Source organism: Streptomyces sp. NPDC013457 (genome assembly GCF_043089925.1).
Classification (GTDB): Bacteria; Actinomycetota; Actinomycetes; order Streptomycetales; family Streptomycetaceae; genus Streptomyces.
In genome coordinates, this window is the sequence record NZ_JBICBL010000001.1 from 811,624 (window position 1) to 827,624 (window position 16,001).

13 protein-coding genes are annotated in these 16,001 nt (G+C 73.1%); 7 read left to right on the top strand and 6 right to left on the bottom strand.

Annotation, left to right across the window (positions count from 1 at the left end; genetic code table 11):
* The first annotated feature begins 4 nt into the window (after positions 1 to 4).
* A complete protein-coding gene (locus ACF1G2_RS03625) occupies positions 5 to 1,012 on the top strand; it encodes an SPFH domain-containing protein (protein ID WP_383220247.1) in 1,008 nt (335 codons plus the stop codon).
* Positions 1,009 to 1,935: a hypothetical protein gene (locus ACF1G2_RS03630; protein WP_391796651.1), complete on the top strand. Its 927-nt coding sequence runs from the start codon at positions 1,009 to 1,011 to the stop codon at positions 1,933 to 1,935. The genes ACF1G2_RS03625 and ACF1G2_RS03630 overlap by 4 nt, the downstream gene beginning before the upstream one ends.
* A gap of 15 nt (positions 1,936 to 1,950) precedes the next feature.
* On the opposite strand, the gene ACF1G2_RS03635 is transcribed toward ACF1G2_RS03630, so the two are convergent.
* On the bottom strand, positions 1,951 to 3,012 hold the full coding sequence (locus ACF1G2_RS03635; RefSeq protein WP_391796652.1) for a winged helix DNA-binding domain-containing protein: 1,062 nt from the start codon (positions 3,010 to 3,012) through the stop codon (positions 1,951 to 1,953).
* Between the two features lie 318 nt (positions 3,013 to 3,330).
* Between ACF1G2_RS03635 and ACF1G2_RS03640 the strand changes: the two genes are divergently transcribed.
* The 3 genes from ACF1G2_RS03640 to ACF1G2_RS03650 all read left to right on the top strand — a co-directional run bounded on the left by ACF1G2_RS03640 (position 3,331) and on the right by ACF1G2_RS03650 (position 9,825).
* On the top strand, positions 3,331 to 4,197 hold the full coding sequence (locus tag ACF1G2_RS03640) for a GNAT family N-acetyltransferase (protein WP_391796653.1): 867 nt from the start codon (positions 3,331 to 3,333) through the stop codon (positions 4,195 to 4,197).
* Between the two features lie 642 nt (positions 4,198 to 4,839).
* Positions 4,840 to 6,537, top strand: a complete 1,698-nt coding sequence (locus ACF1G2_RS03645; protein WP_391797024.1) for a S8 family serine peptidase — start codon at positions 4,840 to 4,842, stop codon at positions 6,535 to 6,537.
* Between the two features lie 264 nt (positions 6,538 to 6,801).
* Positions 6,802 to 9,825 carry a LuxR C-terminal-related transcriptional regulator gene (locus tag ACF1G2_RS03650; RefSeq protein WP_391797025.1) on the top strand — a complete coding sequence of 1,008 codons (3,024 nt, stop codon included), beginning with the start codon at positions 6,802 to 6,804 and terminating at the stop codon, positions 9,823 to 9,825.
* Between the two features lie 52 nt (positions 9,826 to 9,877).
* Here ACF1G2_RS03650 and ACF1G2_RS03655 read toward each other — a convergent pair whose 3' ends face one another.
* The 3 genes from ACF1G2_RS03655 to ACF1G2_RS03665 all read right to left on the bottom strand — a co-directional run bounded on the left by ACF1G2_RS03655 (position 9,878) and on the right by ACF1G2_RS03665 (position 12,389).
* Entirely contained in the window at positions 9,878 to 10,288 is a 411-nt protein-coding gene (locus ACF1G2_RS03655) for a resolvase (protein WP_391796654.1), read from the bottom strand.
* 458 nt (positions 10,289 to 10,746) lie between these two features.
* Positions 10,747 to 11,718 carry a quinone oxidoreductase family protein gene (locus tag ACF1G2_RS03660; RefSeq protein WP_391796655.1) on the bottom strand — a complete coding sequence of 324 codons (972 nt, stop codon included), beginning with the start codon at positions 11,716 to 11,718 and terminating at the stop codon, positions 10,747 to 10,749.
* Between the two features lie 215 nt (positions 11,719 to 11,933).
* The gene (locus ACF1G2_RS03665; RefSeq protein ID WP_391796656.1) at positions 11,934 to 12,389 is read right to left on the bottom strand and encodes a hypothetical protein; all 456 of its coding nucleotides are present in this window, start codon (positions 12,387 to 12,389) and stop codon (positions 11,934 to 11,936) included.
* A 304-nt stretch (positions 12,390 to 12,693) separates the two neighbouring features.
* Here ACF1G2_RS03665 and ACF1G2_RS03670 point away from each other — a divergent pair, with 304 nt between their 5' ends.
* Both ACF1G2_RS03670 and ACF1G2_RS03675 read left to right on the top strand, forming a co-directional pair.
* Positions 12,694 to 13,617 (top strand): DNA/RNA non-specific endonuclease, encoded by a 924-nt coding sequence (locus tag ACF1G2_RS03670; protein WP_391796657.1) that lies wholly within the window; start codon positions 12,694 to 12,696, stop codon positions 13,615 to 13,617.
* 169 nt (positions 13,618 to 13,786) lie between these two features.
* A complete protein-coding gene (locus tag ACF1G2_RS03675) occupies positions 13,787 to 14,482 on the top strand; it encodes a type 1 glutamine amidotransferase domain-containing protein (RefSeq protein WP_391796658.1) in 696 nt (231 codons plus the stop codon).
* Positions 14,483 to 14,589: 107 nt separating this feature from the next.
* Here the strand turns inward: ACF1G2_RS03675 and ACF1G2_RS03680 are convergent, their stop codons facing one another.
* Both ACF1G2_RS03680 and ACF1G2_RS03685 read right to left on the bottom strand, forming a co-directional pair.
* A complete protein-coding gene (locus ACF1G2_RS03680) occupies positions 14,590 to 14,982 on the bottom strand; it encodes a nuclear transport factor 2 family protein (protein WP_352192072.1) in 393 nt (130 codons plus the stop codon).
* A gap of 147 nt (positions 14,983 to 15,129) precedes the next feature.
* Positions 15,130 to 15,897, bottom strand: coding sequence for an SDR family NAD(P)-dependent oxidoreductase (locus ACF1G2_RS03685; protein WP_391796659.1), 768 nt, complete (start codon positions 15,895 to 15,897; stop codon positions 15,130 to 15,132).
* Between the last annotated feature and the right edge of the window lie 104 nt (positions 15,898 to 16,001).

Consider the following 16,001-nt stretch of genomic DNA (forward strand, 5'->3'; position numbering starts at 1 on the left):
TCCCATGGCCGACATCACCCGCCGCGCCGGCTGGCGCCATCTGAGGTCCGCGCCCACGGCGCACATCCGTCACCACCGGCGCGGACGCCTCGTCCACGACGGGACGGGCCTGAGCTTCTGGTACCGCTCCCTGTCCGCCGCGCTCTCCGAAGTGCCGGTGAACGACCGGGAGCTGGCGATGGCGTTCCACGCGCGGACGGCCGACTTCCAGGACGTGAGCGTGCAGTCCACGGTCACGTACCGGATCGGCGAACCGGAGGCGGCCGCCACCCGGCTCGACTTCTCCATCGACCCGGACACCGGCGCGTGGCGCGGTGCGCCGCTGGAGCAGATCGCCACGCTGCTGACCGAGACGGCCCAGCAGCACGCCCTCGACGTCCTGGCTCGCACGCCGCTGGCGGCGGCGCTGGTCGACGGCGTGGCGGCGGTACGCGACCGGATCGCCGACGGGCTCGCGGCCGAGCCGCGCCTGCCGGCCACCGGCATCGAGGTGGTGGCGGTACGGGTGGTGGCGATCCGTCCGGAGCCGGAGGTGGAGCGGGCGCTGCGCACCCCGGCCCGCGAGCAGATCCAGCAGGAGGCGGACCGGGCGACGTACGAGCGACGGGCCGTGGCGGTCGAGCGCGAGCGGACCATCGCCGAGAACGAGCTCGCCAGCAAGATCGAGCTGGCCCGGCAGGAGGAGCGGCTCGTCGACCAGCGCGGCACCAACGCGCGGCGCGAGGCCGAGGAGAGCGCCGCCGCCGACTCCGTACGGGCGGAGGCCGAGGCGGTACGGAAGGTCCGGCTCGCGCGTGCCGAGGCGGAGGCGGCGCGTGAGGTCGGCGAGGCACGGGCGGCCGCGCAGGCGGCGTGGCTTCGCGTGCACGGGGAGGTCGACGCCGGGACGCTCCACGCGCTGGCGGCGACCAGGGCGGCGGAGAACCTGCCGCGGATCGAGAGCGTGACGGTCTCCCCCGACGTCCTGACGGCGCTGCTCGGCAGGCTGGGCGGCGGCGGGTCGTCGTCGTGAGCCTGGCGCCGCGCGCGGTGCTCGTGCACCGCGTCACGGAGTACGAGGGGCTGCTCGCGCGCCACGGTACGCACGGACAGGCGGAGTTCTTCCTGTCGAGCCGCGGCCGGAGCATCGAGGACGTACGGCGGCGGCACGAGCGCACCCGGCGGGGGCTGGCGGAGGTCGCGGCGGCGGTGCCGCTGTCGTGGCGGCAGGCGACGGTGGAGCGGGCGGACCTGGACCGGTTCCTGTTCGGCCCCGAGGACGTGGTCGTGGTGGTCGGGCAGGACGGCCTGGTGGCCAACGCGGCCAAGTACCTGGACGGTCAGCCGGTGGTCGGCATCGACACCGACCCGGGGCGGAACCCGGGGGTGCTCGTCCGCCACCGGGCGGCGGACGCGGGGGCTCTGCTGCGCTCAGCCGTCGCCTCGGCGGAGCGTACGGGGGTGGACGAGCTCACGATGGCGGAGGCGGTGACGGACGACGCGCAGCGGCTCCTCGCCCTGAACGAGATCTACCTCGGCCCGCCGAGCCACCAGACGGCGCGCTACACCCTCGCGGTCGACGGCGGCAGGGACAGGCAGGGTTCGGCGCACTCCGCACCCGAGCCGCAGGCCTCCTCGGGCGTCCTGGTCGGCACGGGAACGGGTGCGACGGGCTGGCTCCGCTCCCTCTGGCTCGAACGCTCCAGCCCCCTGGCGCTCCCCGCCCCGACGGCCCGCAGCCTCGCCTGGTTCGTCCGCGAGGCCTGGCCGTCCCCGACGACGGGCACCTCGCGGGTGGAGGGAGTGCTGAACGCCGGGAACGCCCTCCACCTCACGGTGGAGTCGGACCGCCTGGTCGCCTTCGGCGACGGCATGGAGTCGGACGCGCTGGACCTGACCTGGGGCCAGACGGTCCACGTGGGCGTAGCGGCCACGGCGCTCCGGCTGGTGGGCTGAGGACCGGTCGAGGGGTCAGGTGGCCAGGAAGGTGGTGAGGGCTTCGGCCTCCGCGTGGACCGATTCGCGCTCCAAGGGGGTGAGCGTGCGGAGCGGGGTGACGGCGACCTTGGCCTCCTGGACCGTCCAGGTGGCCGCGACCCGGCCGTCGACGAGGACCGCGCGATGGCCGGCGACGGAGAGGCCGAGGTGGGCGTCGTCGATGATCCGGCCGCGGTCGGCGTAGCCGAGGATCGCGTTGTCGAAGGCCGGGAGGAAGCGCACCGGTGCCGGGGTGTCCGGGTCCGGCCGGGGTGCGCCGGGCAGGTCGAGGAGCTCTCGGCCGCGTTCGTCGCGGTAGGAGACGAGTTCCTCGCGGACCGCCTTGACGGCGGCGGGCAGTCCGGCCAGGCCGCTCCAGGCACGGAGATCGGCGCTGGCGGCGGGGCCGTAGGCGGCGAGGTACCGCCGTACCAGCTCCTGTCCGGTCGGGTCGGTCCCGTCGTCGGAGAGCGGTTCGACGTCGCGCCCGAGCCAGGTGGCCAGGGGAAGGTTCCGGACACCGCCCTTGGTGCGCCACAGGCCGCGGGGAGGGAGCTGGACCATCGGGATGAGGGAGGCGACGAGCAGCTCCCCCAGGGCGCGGCGCGGAGGCGTGGGCCAGCGGTCCCCGACCGCACGGACGAGTTCCGCCATGGTGCGGGGCTCGCCGTCGGCCATGACGGCTCGGCCGGCGGCGGCCACCTCGTCGACGTCGATGCCCGCGAGTTCGCGCCGGTAGGTGGCCAGCACCCGCTGGCGCAGCATGGTGTCGTGGCGGGCCCGCCAGGCGAGCGCGTCGTCGGCGGTTACCAGGTGGACGGTGCGGCGCATCAGGTGGGTGCGCACGACCAGGCGGCCCGTCAGCGCGTCGTCCAGGTGCCGCGGCGTGAAGGCGCGCAGCCGGGACCACAGGCCGGTGAAGGGCTCCTGCGGTTCCTGCGCCTGCATGCCGCACAGGTGCGCCACGGCGTCCCGTACGGGGGTGTCCGCCCGCTCCAGCAGGTACTGGCGGGCGAGGGTGGCGCGGTTGAGGGCGCGGGTGTCGAGGACGGTCATGATGCTCTCAGGTTCGGGGGCGGGGACGGGCTGGGGCGGAGACGGAGACGGACGGGCGCGGAGACGGAGACGGAGACGGGCGGGCGCGGAGACGGGGACGGGCGGTGGCGGGCTGTCCGGGCGGCCTTCACGGGAGGGTGCGGGGTCGTCTCCGCGGGGGCGGCTCCGGGCACCACACTCGCAGCAGTGGAGGTCAGTTCGTGTCCTGAACTGTGCGCCGGATCCCGTGTCTCGAAAGCATCGGCGCGCGCCGGCCGGGGCCGGCGTGCTCGCTAGGATCGGACGGCTTCGCACCCTTCGCCCCCGCAAGGAACGCCCATGGCCTCCCCCGCTCCCGGCACGCTCCACGTCACCCCGGCCACGCTCGAGGACTGGGCGCTCGTGCGCGACTGGGCGGCGGCGGAGGGGTGGAACCCGGGGCTCTCCGACGCCCCGGCGTTCTTCGCCCAGGACCCGGAGGGGTTCTTCCTCGGCCGGGTCGACGGGGAGCCCGTCTCCGCCGTCTCGGTCGTCAACTACAGCGACCGGTACGCCTTCCTGGGCTTCTACCTCGTCCGCCCCGACCTGCGCGGCCGCGGGCACGGCCTCGCGACCTGGCGCGCCGGGCTCGCGCACGCGGGCGGGCGGACGGTCGGCCTCGACGGGGTGCCGGACCAGCAGGAGAACTACCGGCGTTCCGGGTTCGCCCTCGCGTACCGCAGCGCACGGTACGTCGGCGAGGTCGGCGCCTCCGGCTCCCCCGCGCCGGACGTGGTCCCCGCGGCGCGGGTCGACCCGGCCGCCCTCTCCGCGTACGACAGCACCTGCCACCACGCCGACCGGCCGCGCTTCCTCGCGTCGTGGCTGACCACCCCGGGCCATCGGGCCCTGGCACGGGTCGTCGACGGACGCCTCACGGGGTACGGGGTGGTGCGGCCGGCCGAGGGCGAGGCGCGCATCGGGCCGCTCTTCGCGGACACGCCGGCCGACGCCGCCGTACTCCTGGACGCGCTGGCCGCAGAGGCGCGGGCCTTCGGTTCGCCGCGCATCGCCGTCGACATGCCCGAGGCCAACCCCTCCGCGGCCGCGCTCGCCCTGGAGCGTGGGCTGGAGCCCACGTTCGAGACGGCCCGGATGTACACGGGCGAGGTCCGGCCGGTGGCTCGCGAGAAGGTCTTCGGAGTGACGACGCTCGAACTGGGCTAGGCGGGGCGGCCGGGATTCGATCTTCGGACGGGCACACCGCCGCGGCGTTCCGATGCCGAGCAAGCGGCGGGGCGCATTCCGCGGTCTGGCTTACGGGACCCTTTCCCTGTGCCGAAATCACCCGTCATGTCCGCTTTACCTGGCGACAATTCCGGCCTGAAGTCGCCTGACCGCGCTCACCACACGTCAACCCGCGCGTGCCCTGCCCACCCTCCCCCACCCCCCTCGGGGGCCGACAAGGGTTTTCCCCGTATCGGGTTCATCTCGCCGTTCCCTACTGTCTGCCGCACCGGCAGATCCCATCCCCCGCCCCGCCTGTCAGGTGCATGGGGAGCGGTGGGTAGTGTCCGCCGGTGACGGCCTTGACCCGGGCCGTCGCGTCGCCGGTGGCGGCGCACGGGCCCCCCAAGCCCAGGGAACGACGGACCGCGACCCCACATCGCCCCGTGGCTCCCGCGCCGCCGCCACTGCTCCGCACCTACGTCGTGCTTGAAAGGGAACACCTTGAACAGTTCCAGGCGGAGAGTCATATCCGTCGTGGTCGCGAGCGCCGCGATCATCGGCGCCGCAGCCACCACCTCCGGGGCGTTCGCCGCCGCCCCGGCCGCTGCCACGCCGAAGCCGGCTCCGGCCGCGCAGGCGATGACCGCGCTGCCCAGCGCGCCTGTCGAGAAGGTCATCGTCACCTACAAGTCCAAGACCGCCGAGGCCGGCTCCAACGCCGCCGCGAAGAGCGACGCGGCCGCCAAGGGCGCCGCGACCGGCGAGAGCCTCGCCTTCGAGCGCCGCCTCGCCGGCGGTGCCGCGCTGGTCGACCTGGGCGGCAGCGCCTCGAAGCAGGACGTCGCCGAGGTCATGGACGCCTTCCGCGCCGACCCGCAGGTCGCCTCGGTCGAGCCCGACATCCGCGCGTATGCGATGGCGGTCGCCCCGAACGACACCGACTACGCGAAGCAGTGGGACCTCTTCGAGGCCACCGGCGGCATGAACGTCCCGGCCGCCTGGGACAAGACCACCGGCTCCGGCGTCACCGTCGCCGTCATCGACACCGGTTACGCGACCCACACGGACCTCGCCACCAACGTCGTCTCCGGCTACGACTTCATCTCCGACTCCGCGGACGCCCGCGACGGCAACGGCCGTGACGCGAACGCCAAGGACGAGGGCGACTGGAACGCCACCGACAACGAGTGCGGCCTCGGTTCCAAGGCCTCCAACTCCTCCTGGCACGGCACCCACGTGGCGGGCACCATCGGTGCGGTCACCAACAACACCAAGGGCATCGCGGGTATCGCGTACAACGCGAAGATCCAGCCCGTGCGCGTGCTCGGCAAGTGCGGCGGCTCCTCCGCCGACATCGCCGACGCCATCACCTGGGCGTCCGGCGGCTCCGTGCCGGGCGTCGCGGCCAACGCGACCCCGGCCAAGGTCATCAACCTGAGCCTGGGCGGCGCCAGCTCCACCTGCCCGAGCGTCTACCAGAACGCGATCAACGGCGCCGTCTCGCGCGGCACCACCGTCGTCGTCGCCGCGGGCAACAGCAACGCCAACGCGTCCGGATTCACCCCGGCGAACTGCGCGAACGTCATCAACGTGGCCTCCACCAGCCGCGAGGGCAACCGTTCGTTCTACTCGAACTACGGCACCATCGTGGACGTGGCCGCGCCGGGCGGCGAGACTCGCCGCGCGACCGACACGCCGGGCACGATCACCACGCCGCAGAACGGCATCTACTCCACTCTGAACTCGGGCACGACGACCCAGTCGGCGGAGAACTACCAGCCCTACCAGGGCACCTCGATGGCCGCGCCGCACATCGCCGGCCTCGCCGCGCTGCTGAAGTCGGCGAAGACCAGCCTCACCCCGGCCGAGATCGAGTCCGCGATCAAGGCCAACGCCCGCCCGCTGCCGGGCACCTGCACGGGCGGCTGCGGCACCGGCATCGCCGACGCCGCGAAGACCGTGGACGCGGTCACCACGACGACGCCGCCCACCGGCACCGTCTTCACGAACGCGACCGATGTCACGATCTCCGACAACACCACCGTGTCGTCCACGATCTCCGTCACCGGCCGCACCGGCAACGCCCCCGCCGCCCTCAAGGTCGGCGTGGACATCAAGCACACCTGGCGCGGGGACCTGGTCATCGACCTGATCGCCCCCGACGGCACGGTGCGCAACCTGAAGGCCTCCTCCGGCTCGGACAGTGCCGACAACGTCGTGACCACCTACACGGTGGACGCGTCGAGCGAGGTCGCCAACGGCGCCTGGAAGCTGCAGGTCCGCGACGTGGCCTCGGGTGACACCGGCTACATCGACTCGTGGAACCTCACCTTCTGAGCCCCACCTGAACCACCCCCCACAACAGCATAATTGCTGGTCAGCGGCGCGCTCGTGGTCTACACCACGGGCGCGTCCTGGCGTGGTGACCGACATCGAGTGTCCGTATGCCGGACAACAGGCCTGGACGGCGCCGGTACGCTCCGTATTCTTCTGCCCCACGGGGCTCACGGGCAGGGCCCGAGTGCCGGAGGGGGTGGACACGTGACGACGACGACACACGTTCCTCTGCGCCCTGCGGGCGCGGGGGGCTCCCCCGCGCCGGTGGGCCGGGAGGAGCTGCTCTCCCGGCTCGAACGCGTGCTGCACTCCCGAGGCCGCGCGCTGCTCACCGGGACCGCGGGCGTCGGCAAGACCGAGGTCGCCCTGGCGGAGGCGGCGCGCGCCGAGGCCCGCGGAGAGACCGTCCTCTGGCTCGCGACCCTGCCGGCCGACCGTGACATACCCGGCGCGGCCGCCGCCGCGCTCGTCGCCTCGGCCGCGGCGACGGTGACCTGGCCGAGAGCCGCCGACACGACAGGCGCCACAGGGCCGGAGACGCCCCGCGCCGACCCGCCGTCCGGCGGTGACGCCGCCCGCCCCTCCGCTCCCCCTGTCGACCCACCGGCGGGCGACACCGTTCCCGCCATCCAGTCCGCACATGCCGGACACTTCGGTCATTTCGAAAGCACAGGCCATCAGGGGTATTCCGGACCTCACGGGACCACCGGCCGGCCAGGCCCCGCAGGCCACCCCGAGGACCCCGACGGATTCCGTACCGCCGTCGGCTCCGTCACCGCGTCCGGGGTCTTCGACGGGCTCCCCGGCCCCCAGCGGACCGCCGTCGCGATGCTGTGCCGCGAGGCGCCCCTCTACGACGGCGGCTGGGACCCGATCGCGCTGCGCCTCGGCATCGCGCAGATCCTGCGGGCGCTCACCGCCCGGGGCCCCGCGCTGCTCGTCGTGGACGGCGTGCAGCACATCGACGCCGACAGCGCCGACCTGCTGCGCTTCGCCCTGCACCTGGCCCCGCCCGCGCTGCGGGTCATCGCCGTCGAGACACCCGAGGCGTACGGCGCCGAGGACGGCCACGACGCCCGGCTCTGGGTGCCGTCGGAGGCCGACATCCTCCTCGTGCCGCCCCTGCACGCCGACGAGATCGCCGAACTCCTCATCCACCACCGTCTGCCGTCGCGGATGGCCGGCCGGATCCACAAGGCGAGCGGCGGCAACCCCCGCCTCGCGCTCGCCGTGGGCCGCTCCCTGGCCGACGCACGCAACACCCCCGTCCACCACGCCGAGGCGCTGACCCTGTCCGGCCGCGCCCGCGACCTGGCGCGGCAGCTCCTCGGTGCGGCGCCGCCCGACGTACGGCAGACGCTGTTGCTCGCCGCTCTGGCGCTGCGCCCCACGGCGGCGCTGATACGAAGGGCCGGGAGGCCCAACGCGGAGGCGGACCTCGCCGCCGCCGAGCGCGCCGACCTGGTCTCGCTCGCCGAGGACGGCACGGTCGCCTTCACCGCCGGTCTCCTCCCCTCGACGCTGGTGCACGACGCCTGCTGGGCCGAGCGCAGCGCCGGGCACGCCGCGCTCGCCGGAGTGGTGGACGATTCGGTCGAGGCGGTACGGCACCGGGCGCTGGCCACGGACATCCCCGACGAGTCGCTCGCCGCCGAGGTGGCCGCCGCCGCCGATCTCGCGAGGCGCCGCGGCAACAGCGCGCTCGCGGCCGAACTTGCCCTGCTCGCGGCCGAGTCGACGCCCGTCCGGCACTCCACGCAACGGATCACGCGGCTCGTGGACGCAGCCGAGGAGGCCGCCCGCGCCGCCCGCGCCGATCTCGCGATGCGCGCCGCCACCGATCTGCTGGCCCGCGACGCGGCGCCCTCGGACCGGGTACGCGCCCGGCTCGCCGTCCTCGACACCGCGGGCCAGGGACTGACCGGCCTCGACGAGATGTACGTGCACGCCATGGAGGACTCCGAGGGCGACACGGCACTGCGGGCGGGCGTCCTTCTCCGACTTGCCGTCAAGTACGTTCTGGCGGACGGGGATCCGTTGCGTTCGCGGGCCGCTGCCGTCGAATCGGCCGCGCTCGCGGCCTCGGTGGGCGACCCCAGGACGGCGGCGCAGGCGCTGACCGTGCAGGCGCGGATGGACCGGGCGCTCGGCGCCTCGGACGCGGAGTCGGTCCTGGCGCAGGCGCGCGGCCTGGAGATGGCCGAGCGCCCGCTCGGAATCCGTAACGCCGCACAGATCCTGACGCTCCGTCACGCTCTGTTCGACGACCGGCTGACCGACGCCCGCGACCAGGTGAACGCCCTGCTTCCGCTGGTGCAGCGGCGCGGTTCGGTGGAGGACACGATCGAGCTGTTCTCCACGCTCGCCGCGATCGAGTCCCGCATCGGGGCCTGCCCGGCGGCGCTCGTCCACGCCGGACAGTCGCTCGCGCTGACGCTGGAGGCGGGTCTCTCCCCCGGGCCGGCCTGGTACACCCTCGCGCTCGCGGAGACGGCGGGCGGCAGCTTCGCCCGCGCGGCCAGCTATGCCCGGCGCAGCGTCCAGGCGTCGGAGGAGGAGGGCGACCGGGTCTTCCTCTCCCGCAGCCTGTACGCGCTGGGGCGCGTACAGCTGATCAACGGGGACGTGGCCTCGGCCCTGGAGACCCTGCGCAGGGTGCAGGCGAACGAGCGGGCGCAGTCGACGGTCGACCCGTCGATGCTCCGTTGGCACGAGGAGCTGGCGGAGGCCCTGCTCGCCAACGACTCGGCGCAGGAGGCGGTGGAGCTGCTGGACGGGGTGCGCCCGGTGGCCGAGGAGCTGCGGCGTACGACCGTCCTGCTCGGCTGCGACCGGGCGTACGCCCAGTATCTCGCCGGGGCCGGCCGGACGGACGAGGCGGCGGAGCTGCTCACCCGCACAGCCGAGCGGTTCGCCGAGGCGGGGCTGCCGCTGGAGCACGGGCGGGCGCTGATCTCGCTGGCGCGGGTCGAGCGAAGACGCCGTCGGCGCTCGGCGGCGCAGAGCGCGCTGCAGGCCGCGGCGACGGTGTTCGAGCGGGCGGGTGCGGCGCCTTGGCTGGCGCTGGCCAGCGAGACGCCGGCCGGGGAGGACACGCTGCCCGCGCTCTCCTCGCTCACGGACGCCGAGCTGCGCCTGGCCCACCTGGTGGGGCAGGGCGCCAGCAACCAGGAGGCGGCGGCCAAGCTGTATCTCAGCGTGAAGACGGTCGAGGCGCGCCTCACCCGGATCTACCAGAAGCTGGACGTGCGCTCGCGGGCGCAGCTGGCGACCGCGCTCCACGGCTGACCCCGGCCTCGGGGAACATCGGTACAGCGGCCATCGGTGAGAACGATCTTGGTCAGGGCGTGCGCTTGCTGACCCGGTTCCCGTACTCGCGGCCGGCCTTGCGCTGGGCCGGGACTGCGGGGAGACCCTGGCTGCCGTCGAGGGGCTGGCAGCGGGCGAGGAGCTGTCGGTGCACGGCGGGGACGGCGCTGACGCGCCGGGTGTAGCCATGGCCGCGCCGTACGGTCGCCCCTTGGTCGAGCGCGGCCCGCTCTGCGGGCTCCAGTTCGGCGGTGCGGAGGAAGCCGACGACCTTGCCCGGCATGTCGAGGGTGACCGGCGACTCCGGTGCGAGGGCGTCCTCCTCGGTGGCGGTGTGGTCGGGCAGAAGGTCGGCGACGGCCGTGCGGATCGCACCGCGGCTGACCCGGTGGTCGCGGGCGAGGGCGGCGATGGAGCGGCCTTCCAGGTACGCGGTGCGCACGTCGGCGGTCTTGCCGGCCGGGACGGCGGGGCGGCGTCCGCCTTGCTGCCCTTGGCCTCGGCGGCGCGCAGTCCGTCGTAGGTCAGCTCACTTGATCGGGCCGCCCGGGTCCACTGTGCTTGACAGCGGACTGTCCGGGCGGGTCGGGCGGTGGGAGGCTGCGGGTCGTGTCTGGGTTGATCTCGGACAAGCCCACCGAGCCGGCCGATGAGGGAAGCGATCTGGAGTGCGGGCACGCCCTCGTTCGCTGTGCGGGCCTTGTTGCGCCACCGACGGAATGGGCTTGCCCAGGTGACGAAACGCGGTCGACGGCCGGCCGGGCATCACGGCTCTGCCTGCGCTGGCACCGCAGCTGGCTCCCGTCAGCGGTCATCACCCGGGATCGCGGACACGGCTCCGCGGGATCGACGCCTGGCGGAAGCCACGTTCCTGCAGGTCAGTCAATTCCCTCGGTGACCCTAGGGGATGACGAGTAGCTTGCCGGTGGTACGCCGAGCCTCCAGATCGCGGTGAGCTTGGGCGACCTCGGCGAGCGGGTAGCGGGCCGTCACGGTGGTCTCAAGCACCTTGGTGCGCACCAGTTCAAGCACGTCGGCGGCGCGCCGGAGCAGCTCGGACCGATCGGCGATGAAGTGCCCGAGGCTTGGCCGGATCAGGGTCAGCGAACCGCCCTGGGCGAGCCGGATGGGGTCGAAGGGCGGCACTGCACCACTCGCGGCGCCGAAGAGCACCAGGTGGCCGCGGGTTCGCAGGCTGGCGAGGCTCGCATCGAAGGTGTCCCTGCCGACGCCGTCGAAGACGACAGGCAGGCCCTGGCCGCCATGGAGCCGCTTCACCTCGGCCGCGAGATCGTCCACCGCAGAGTAGAGGATCACCTCGGCGGCCCCGGCGCGCCGCGCCAGCTGGGCCTTCTCCGGTGTCGAGGTTGTGCCGATCACTCTGCCGCCGAGATGGGTGATGAGCTGGGTCAGCACAAGCCCCATGCCGCCGGCAGCAGCGTGCACGAGCACCGTGTCGCCTGGCTGGACCGGGTAGGCGTCCTTGACGAGGTAGTGCGCCGTCATGCCCTGCAGCAGCACGGCGGCGGCGGCCTCGAAGTCGACGCCGTCGGGCAGGGGCACGAGCCGGGAGGAGTCCACGACGGCCCGCTCGGCATAGGTGCCGGGAATCTCCACCCAGCCGACCCGGTCTCCCACAGCGACGTGGGTGACGCCGGGTCCAACCTCGAGGACCGTGCCCGCGCCCTCAGTGCCCGGGGTGAAGGGCAGCGGGAGGGTGTACCGGCCCTGGCGGTGGTACACGTCGAGGAAGTTGACGCCGGACGCGGCGACCTCCACGACCGCCTGGCCCGGGCCCGGCACCGGTTGATCAATGTCGACCAGTCGCAGCACCTCGGGACCGCCCACTTCGGAAACCTGAATCGCTCGCATGACCCCTCCTGAAACGGCTGACTTCCCTCACCAACTCCGTTCGTGGCGATCCGATTCCCGCTCGCGGAGAGGTGTCGTAGCCGTCTCGTGCCCACGTGGGAGAGGGGTGCCACCGCCGGAATGGGCCTGCCCAGGTGACGAAACGCGGTCGCCGGTCGGCCGGGCATCTCGGCTCTGCCTGCGCTCGCACCGCAGCTGGCTCCCGTCAGCGGTCATCACCCGGGATCGCGGACACAGCCGCTCAGGATCGACGCCTGGCGGAAGCCACGTTCCTGCAGGTCGGTCGATTCCGTCGGTGGCCCTTGTTCATGCACATTGATCTGTGCAGCTCCAGGCGTCCTGCCGCGCGGATGCGGGCGCGGGTGCGTCGGCTTGAGGCTTGGGGCGGTGGGTTCGGGCAGGGCGCGGCAGAGGAGCCGGCTCAGGGCAGGCATGGCGATCAGGGGGAGGGCTGTCTTCAGGGAGGTGGAGTCGGCCAGGTGTCCCAGCAGGGGGCTGATGAGGCCGCCGATGCTGGCGGTGAGGCCGAGGGTGACGCCGCTGGCAGTACCGATACGGGAGGGCAGGCAATCCTGGCCCAGGGTGACCTGGAGGCAGATCAGCTCCCTATCAGCCCACCCACCATCCGCTACCGGGAGCTGGACCCCTGGAACTTCGATTTCGATGACCACGACGAAATGACTCGCCGCCTGCCCCGCTTGGCGGCTCTCTATCTGGAGTAGACGGAAGCTCGCAGTGTCACAAGACGAGGTCAGACAGCGGCGGGCGAGACTCCCGAACATCACTGTCCGTCACTCTGTCAGGCCCTGAAAACGTCTCGGCTGATGAATAGGCGACACCGCAATACGCGAGCCCACCCGTCCCGAGGCCGGACCCGCACAGCCGCACCCCGTCGGGCCCGCGGGAGGCGGCTGATCGAGTGGCCCGCGGGCCCGGCGCCGCGCACGGACCCGTGATGCGCGGTAGGTACGTCGTATGGAACCGACCGATCCCCCGCCCTCCCCGCCGCACCCCCGTGCGGGCGGACAGCGCCACGAGTCGTTCGCGGACCGCTCCGGCTACGACGAGGACTTCCTGGGCCCGACCGTCCCGCTGCCGCTGCCCGTCCGCGCCTCGGTGGAGACGGTGATCCTGCCGTACACCCACTTCACGGTGGTCTTCCGGCCGGACCGGCGGCTCGCCGCGTCGACCGCGGTCTGCATCCAGGGCGGCCGTCAGTCCGAGGACGCGCACGGGGCGCTGGGGCCGAACGGGGTGCACAGGGACGACGTCTGGGAGTTCGACCCGCGCCTGCCCGACGAGCAGCAGGCCGGCAACGACGTCTACCGGAACAACAGCCTGGACCGGGGCCATCTGGTGCGCCGGCTCGATCCGGTGTGGGGCCCGGCGGCCGTGGCGGCCCAGGGCGGCACCGACACGTTCCACTACCCGAACGCGGTTCCGCAGTCGGACGGGTTCAACCAGGGCAGACAGCTCTGGCAGGGGCTCGAGAACTACTTCCTGGAGCACGCGGCGGAGTTCGACCGCCGGCTGACGGTGCTCACCGGCCCGGTGCTGCACGACTCCGATCCGCCCTACCGGGGCATCCAGGTGCCGCTGCGCTTCTGGAAGGTGGCCGCGTTCATGCAGGAGGGGGCACTCGCCTCGTCCGCGTTCGTACTGGACCAGAGCCCCGACCTGAGCCGCGACGCCGAGCGGGCGCTCGCCGGGGCGAAGCACGGCGCGCCGCCGCCGCTCGGCCCGTTCCGTACGTACCAGGTGCCGGTCTCGGACGTCGCGGAGCTGACGGAGCTGGAGTTCGGTCCGCTGCCTGACGTCGATCTGATGCCGGCGTTCCGTTCGCCGGAGGATCGCTGGCGGCGCCTGGAGTCGTTCGACGACATCACCCTGCAGGGCTGAGGGTCCCGCGTACCGCCACCGGTTTCGCCGGGGGTGCCTCTCCGGTGTTCCTGCCGACCCGTCGGAGTTCCGATGCCGGCCATCGGGTTCCGCACTGGAAACCCCTCGCCGGCGGGCATAGCGTCGAGGACATCACCGCACCGGCGATCTGAACCCTCGGAGTGACCTGATGTCCACGATCCTTTTCGTACTGACCGGCGCCGACCACTGGACGCTCGCCGACGGCACCGAGCACCCCAGCGGCTTCTGGGCCGAGGAGGCCGTCGCGCCGTACGAGGCCTTCAAGGCCGCCGGCCACGACGTCGTCGTCGCCACGCCCGGCGGCGTCGTCCCGACGGTGGACAAGGGCAGTCTCGCGCCCGAGTTCAACGGCGGCCAGGAGGGTGCCGACCGGGTGGCCGCGGCGCTCGCCTCGATCGACGAGCTGCAGCACCCGATCAGCCTGGAGGACGTGGACCTGGACGCCTACGCGGCCGTCTTCTACCCCGGCGGCCACGGGCCGATGGAGGACCTCTCCGCCGACCGGGCCTCCGGCCGGATCCTGGTCGACACACTCGACTCGGGCAAGCCGCTCGCCGTGGTGTGCCACGGCCCGGCGGCGATGCTCGCGGCCACGAGGGCCGACGGCACGAACGCCTTCGCGGGGTACGAGGTCACCGCGTTCACGGACACCGAGGAGAGGCAGGCGGGGTTCGCCGACAAGGCCAAGTGGCTTCTGGAGAGCCGGCTGGTCGAGGCGGGCGTCACGTTCCGGTCCGGCGAGGCGTGGGCGCCGTTCGTCGTCGTCGACCGCAACCTGGTGACGGGCCAGAACCCGGCCTCCGCCGCCCCGCTCGCCGACGAGCTGCTGAAGAAACTGTCCTGAGGCGCCGCCGGGCTGCCGCACCTGCCGCGCGGTGCCGCCCCCGCGCATCTGGCGGGCCCGGCGGAGCTCCTCCGCGTACGGTCCCTCCCGCACTCGTATGCCGGTCCCTACTCCCCCGCCGCCTCCCGCGCGATGCGGTCGAACTGGGCGCCCATCGCCTCGGCAAGTGCCTGTGCGGCCGACAGCGGCCGGACCATGACGGTGAAGTCGTCGATCAGCCCGTCCTCGTCGAAGTGCAGGAAGTCGCACCCCTGGATCCGGCGGCCGTTCACGGTAGCGGTGAAGACAAGGGCGTGGTCGCGCCCGTCGGGGTTCGCGATCTCACGGACGTACTCGAAGTCCTCGAAGACACGCATCACTCCCCGGAGGATCGCGGCGGTGATCGCCTTGCCGGGGTACGGCTTGAAGGCCACGGGACTGGTGAAGACGACGTCCTCGGCGAGCAGCGCCACGATGGCGTCCTCGTCCCGGTTCTCGACCGCCTTGCGGAACGCGTGCATGGAGAGCCTCGCAGTACTCAACTAGTTGAATAGGTGGGGAGAGGTTATGGACGGGACGGCCCGTTGTCCAGGCCGCCCGGCTCGGCAGGACTCTCCGCAGGGCTGCCGCGGGCGCCGCCGCGGAACTCGCCTTAGGCAGCCCCTGCCTCAACTGCGCAGATGCGAGGCGCCGTTGAGGTCGAGGATCGTGCCCGACGACCACTCCGCCTCGGGGGAGGCGAGCCACAGCACCGCCGACGCGATCTCCTCGGGCGCGGCCACCCGGCCGAAGGGGCTCTGGGCGCGGATCGCGGCGCCCTCGGGACCTTCGAGGCGGGGCGCGACCCGTTCCGTGGCGAAGAAGCCGGGCGCGACCGAGGCGACGCCGATGCCGTGCGGCGCGAGGGAGACCGCGAGGGACTGGCCCAGCGCATGGACAGCCGCCTTGGTCGCCCCGTAGGCCGGGTGGTCCGGTTCGCCGCGGAAGGCTCCCCGGGACCCGATGTTGACGATCCGTCCGCCCCTGCCCTGGTCGATCATCCGTCGGGCCGCGAGATGGCTCAGATGCGCCGTGGCCAGCAGGTTCACCGACACGTGTCGCTCCCAGGCCGCGACCCACTCCTCGTACGAGGTCTCCGCCAGGGGGTGCCGGGTGTTCACCGCCGCGTTGTTCACGAGGACGTCGATTCCGCCGAGCGCCTCCACGGCCGTGTCCACCACGGCCGCGGCCCCCGCCGGGTCCGTCAGGTCCCAGCCGATCAGGACGTGCCCGGTGCCGGTGAGGGAGTCCAGCGTCTCGCGGGCCTCCTCGGCACGGGAACCGAAGTGGACGGCGACCCGGTCCCCGTTCGCGGCGAACGCCTGTGCCACGGCGCGGCCCAGGCCCCGCGACGCTCCGCTGACGAGGACGCGACGGCCTGATGCGGGCAGGTTCATGGGAGTTCGCCTCTCTGACGACGACGTTCTGCGCTGCTGCGACGACACGTTCAGCCTTTCATGAAGATCATCGCGACGGGGACATCGATCATCCGGACGAGGCC

Coding starts and splice junctions, on each gene's coding strand:
- ACF1G2_RS03670 (WP_391796657.1), top strand. CDS start 12,694: ATGGAACCGACCGATCCCCCGCCCTCCCCGCCGCACCCCCGTGCGGGC.
- ACF1G2_RS03680 (WP_352192072.1), bottom strand. CDS start 14,982: ATGCACGCGTTCCGCAAGGCGGTCGAGAACCGGGACGAGGACGCCATC.
- ACF1G2_RS03675 (WP_391796658.1), top strand. CDS start 13,787: ATGTCCACGATCCTTTTCGTACTGACCGGCGCCGACCACTGGACGCTC.
- ACF1G2_RS03625 (WP_383220247.1), top strand. CDS start 5: ATGGCCGACATCACCCGCCGCGCCGGCTGGCGCCATCTGAGGTCCGCG.
- ACF1G2_RS03645 (WP_391797024.1), top strand. CDS start 4,840: ATGACCGCGCTGCCCAGCGCGCCTGTCGAGAAGGTCATCGTCACCTAC.
- ACF1G2_RS03635 (WP_391796652.1), bottom strand. CDS start 3,012: ATGACCGTCCTCGACACCCGCGCCCTCAACCGCGCCACCCTCGCCCGC.
- ACF1G2_RS03685 (WP_391796659.1), bottom strand. CDS start 15,897: ATGAACCTGCCCGCATCAGGCCGTCGCGTCCTCGTCAGCGGAGCGTCG.
- ACF1G2_RS03640 (WP_391796653.1), top strand. CDS start 3,331: ATGGCCTCCCCCGCTCCCGGCACGCTCCACGTCACCCCGGCCACGCTC.
- ACF1G2_RS03660 (WP_391796655.1), bottom strand. CDS start 11,718: ATGCGAGCGATTCAGGTTTCCGAAGTGGGCGGTCCCGAGGTGCTGCGA.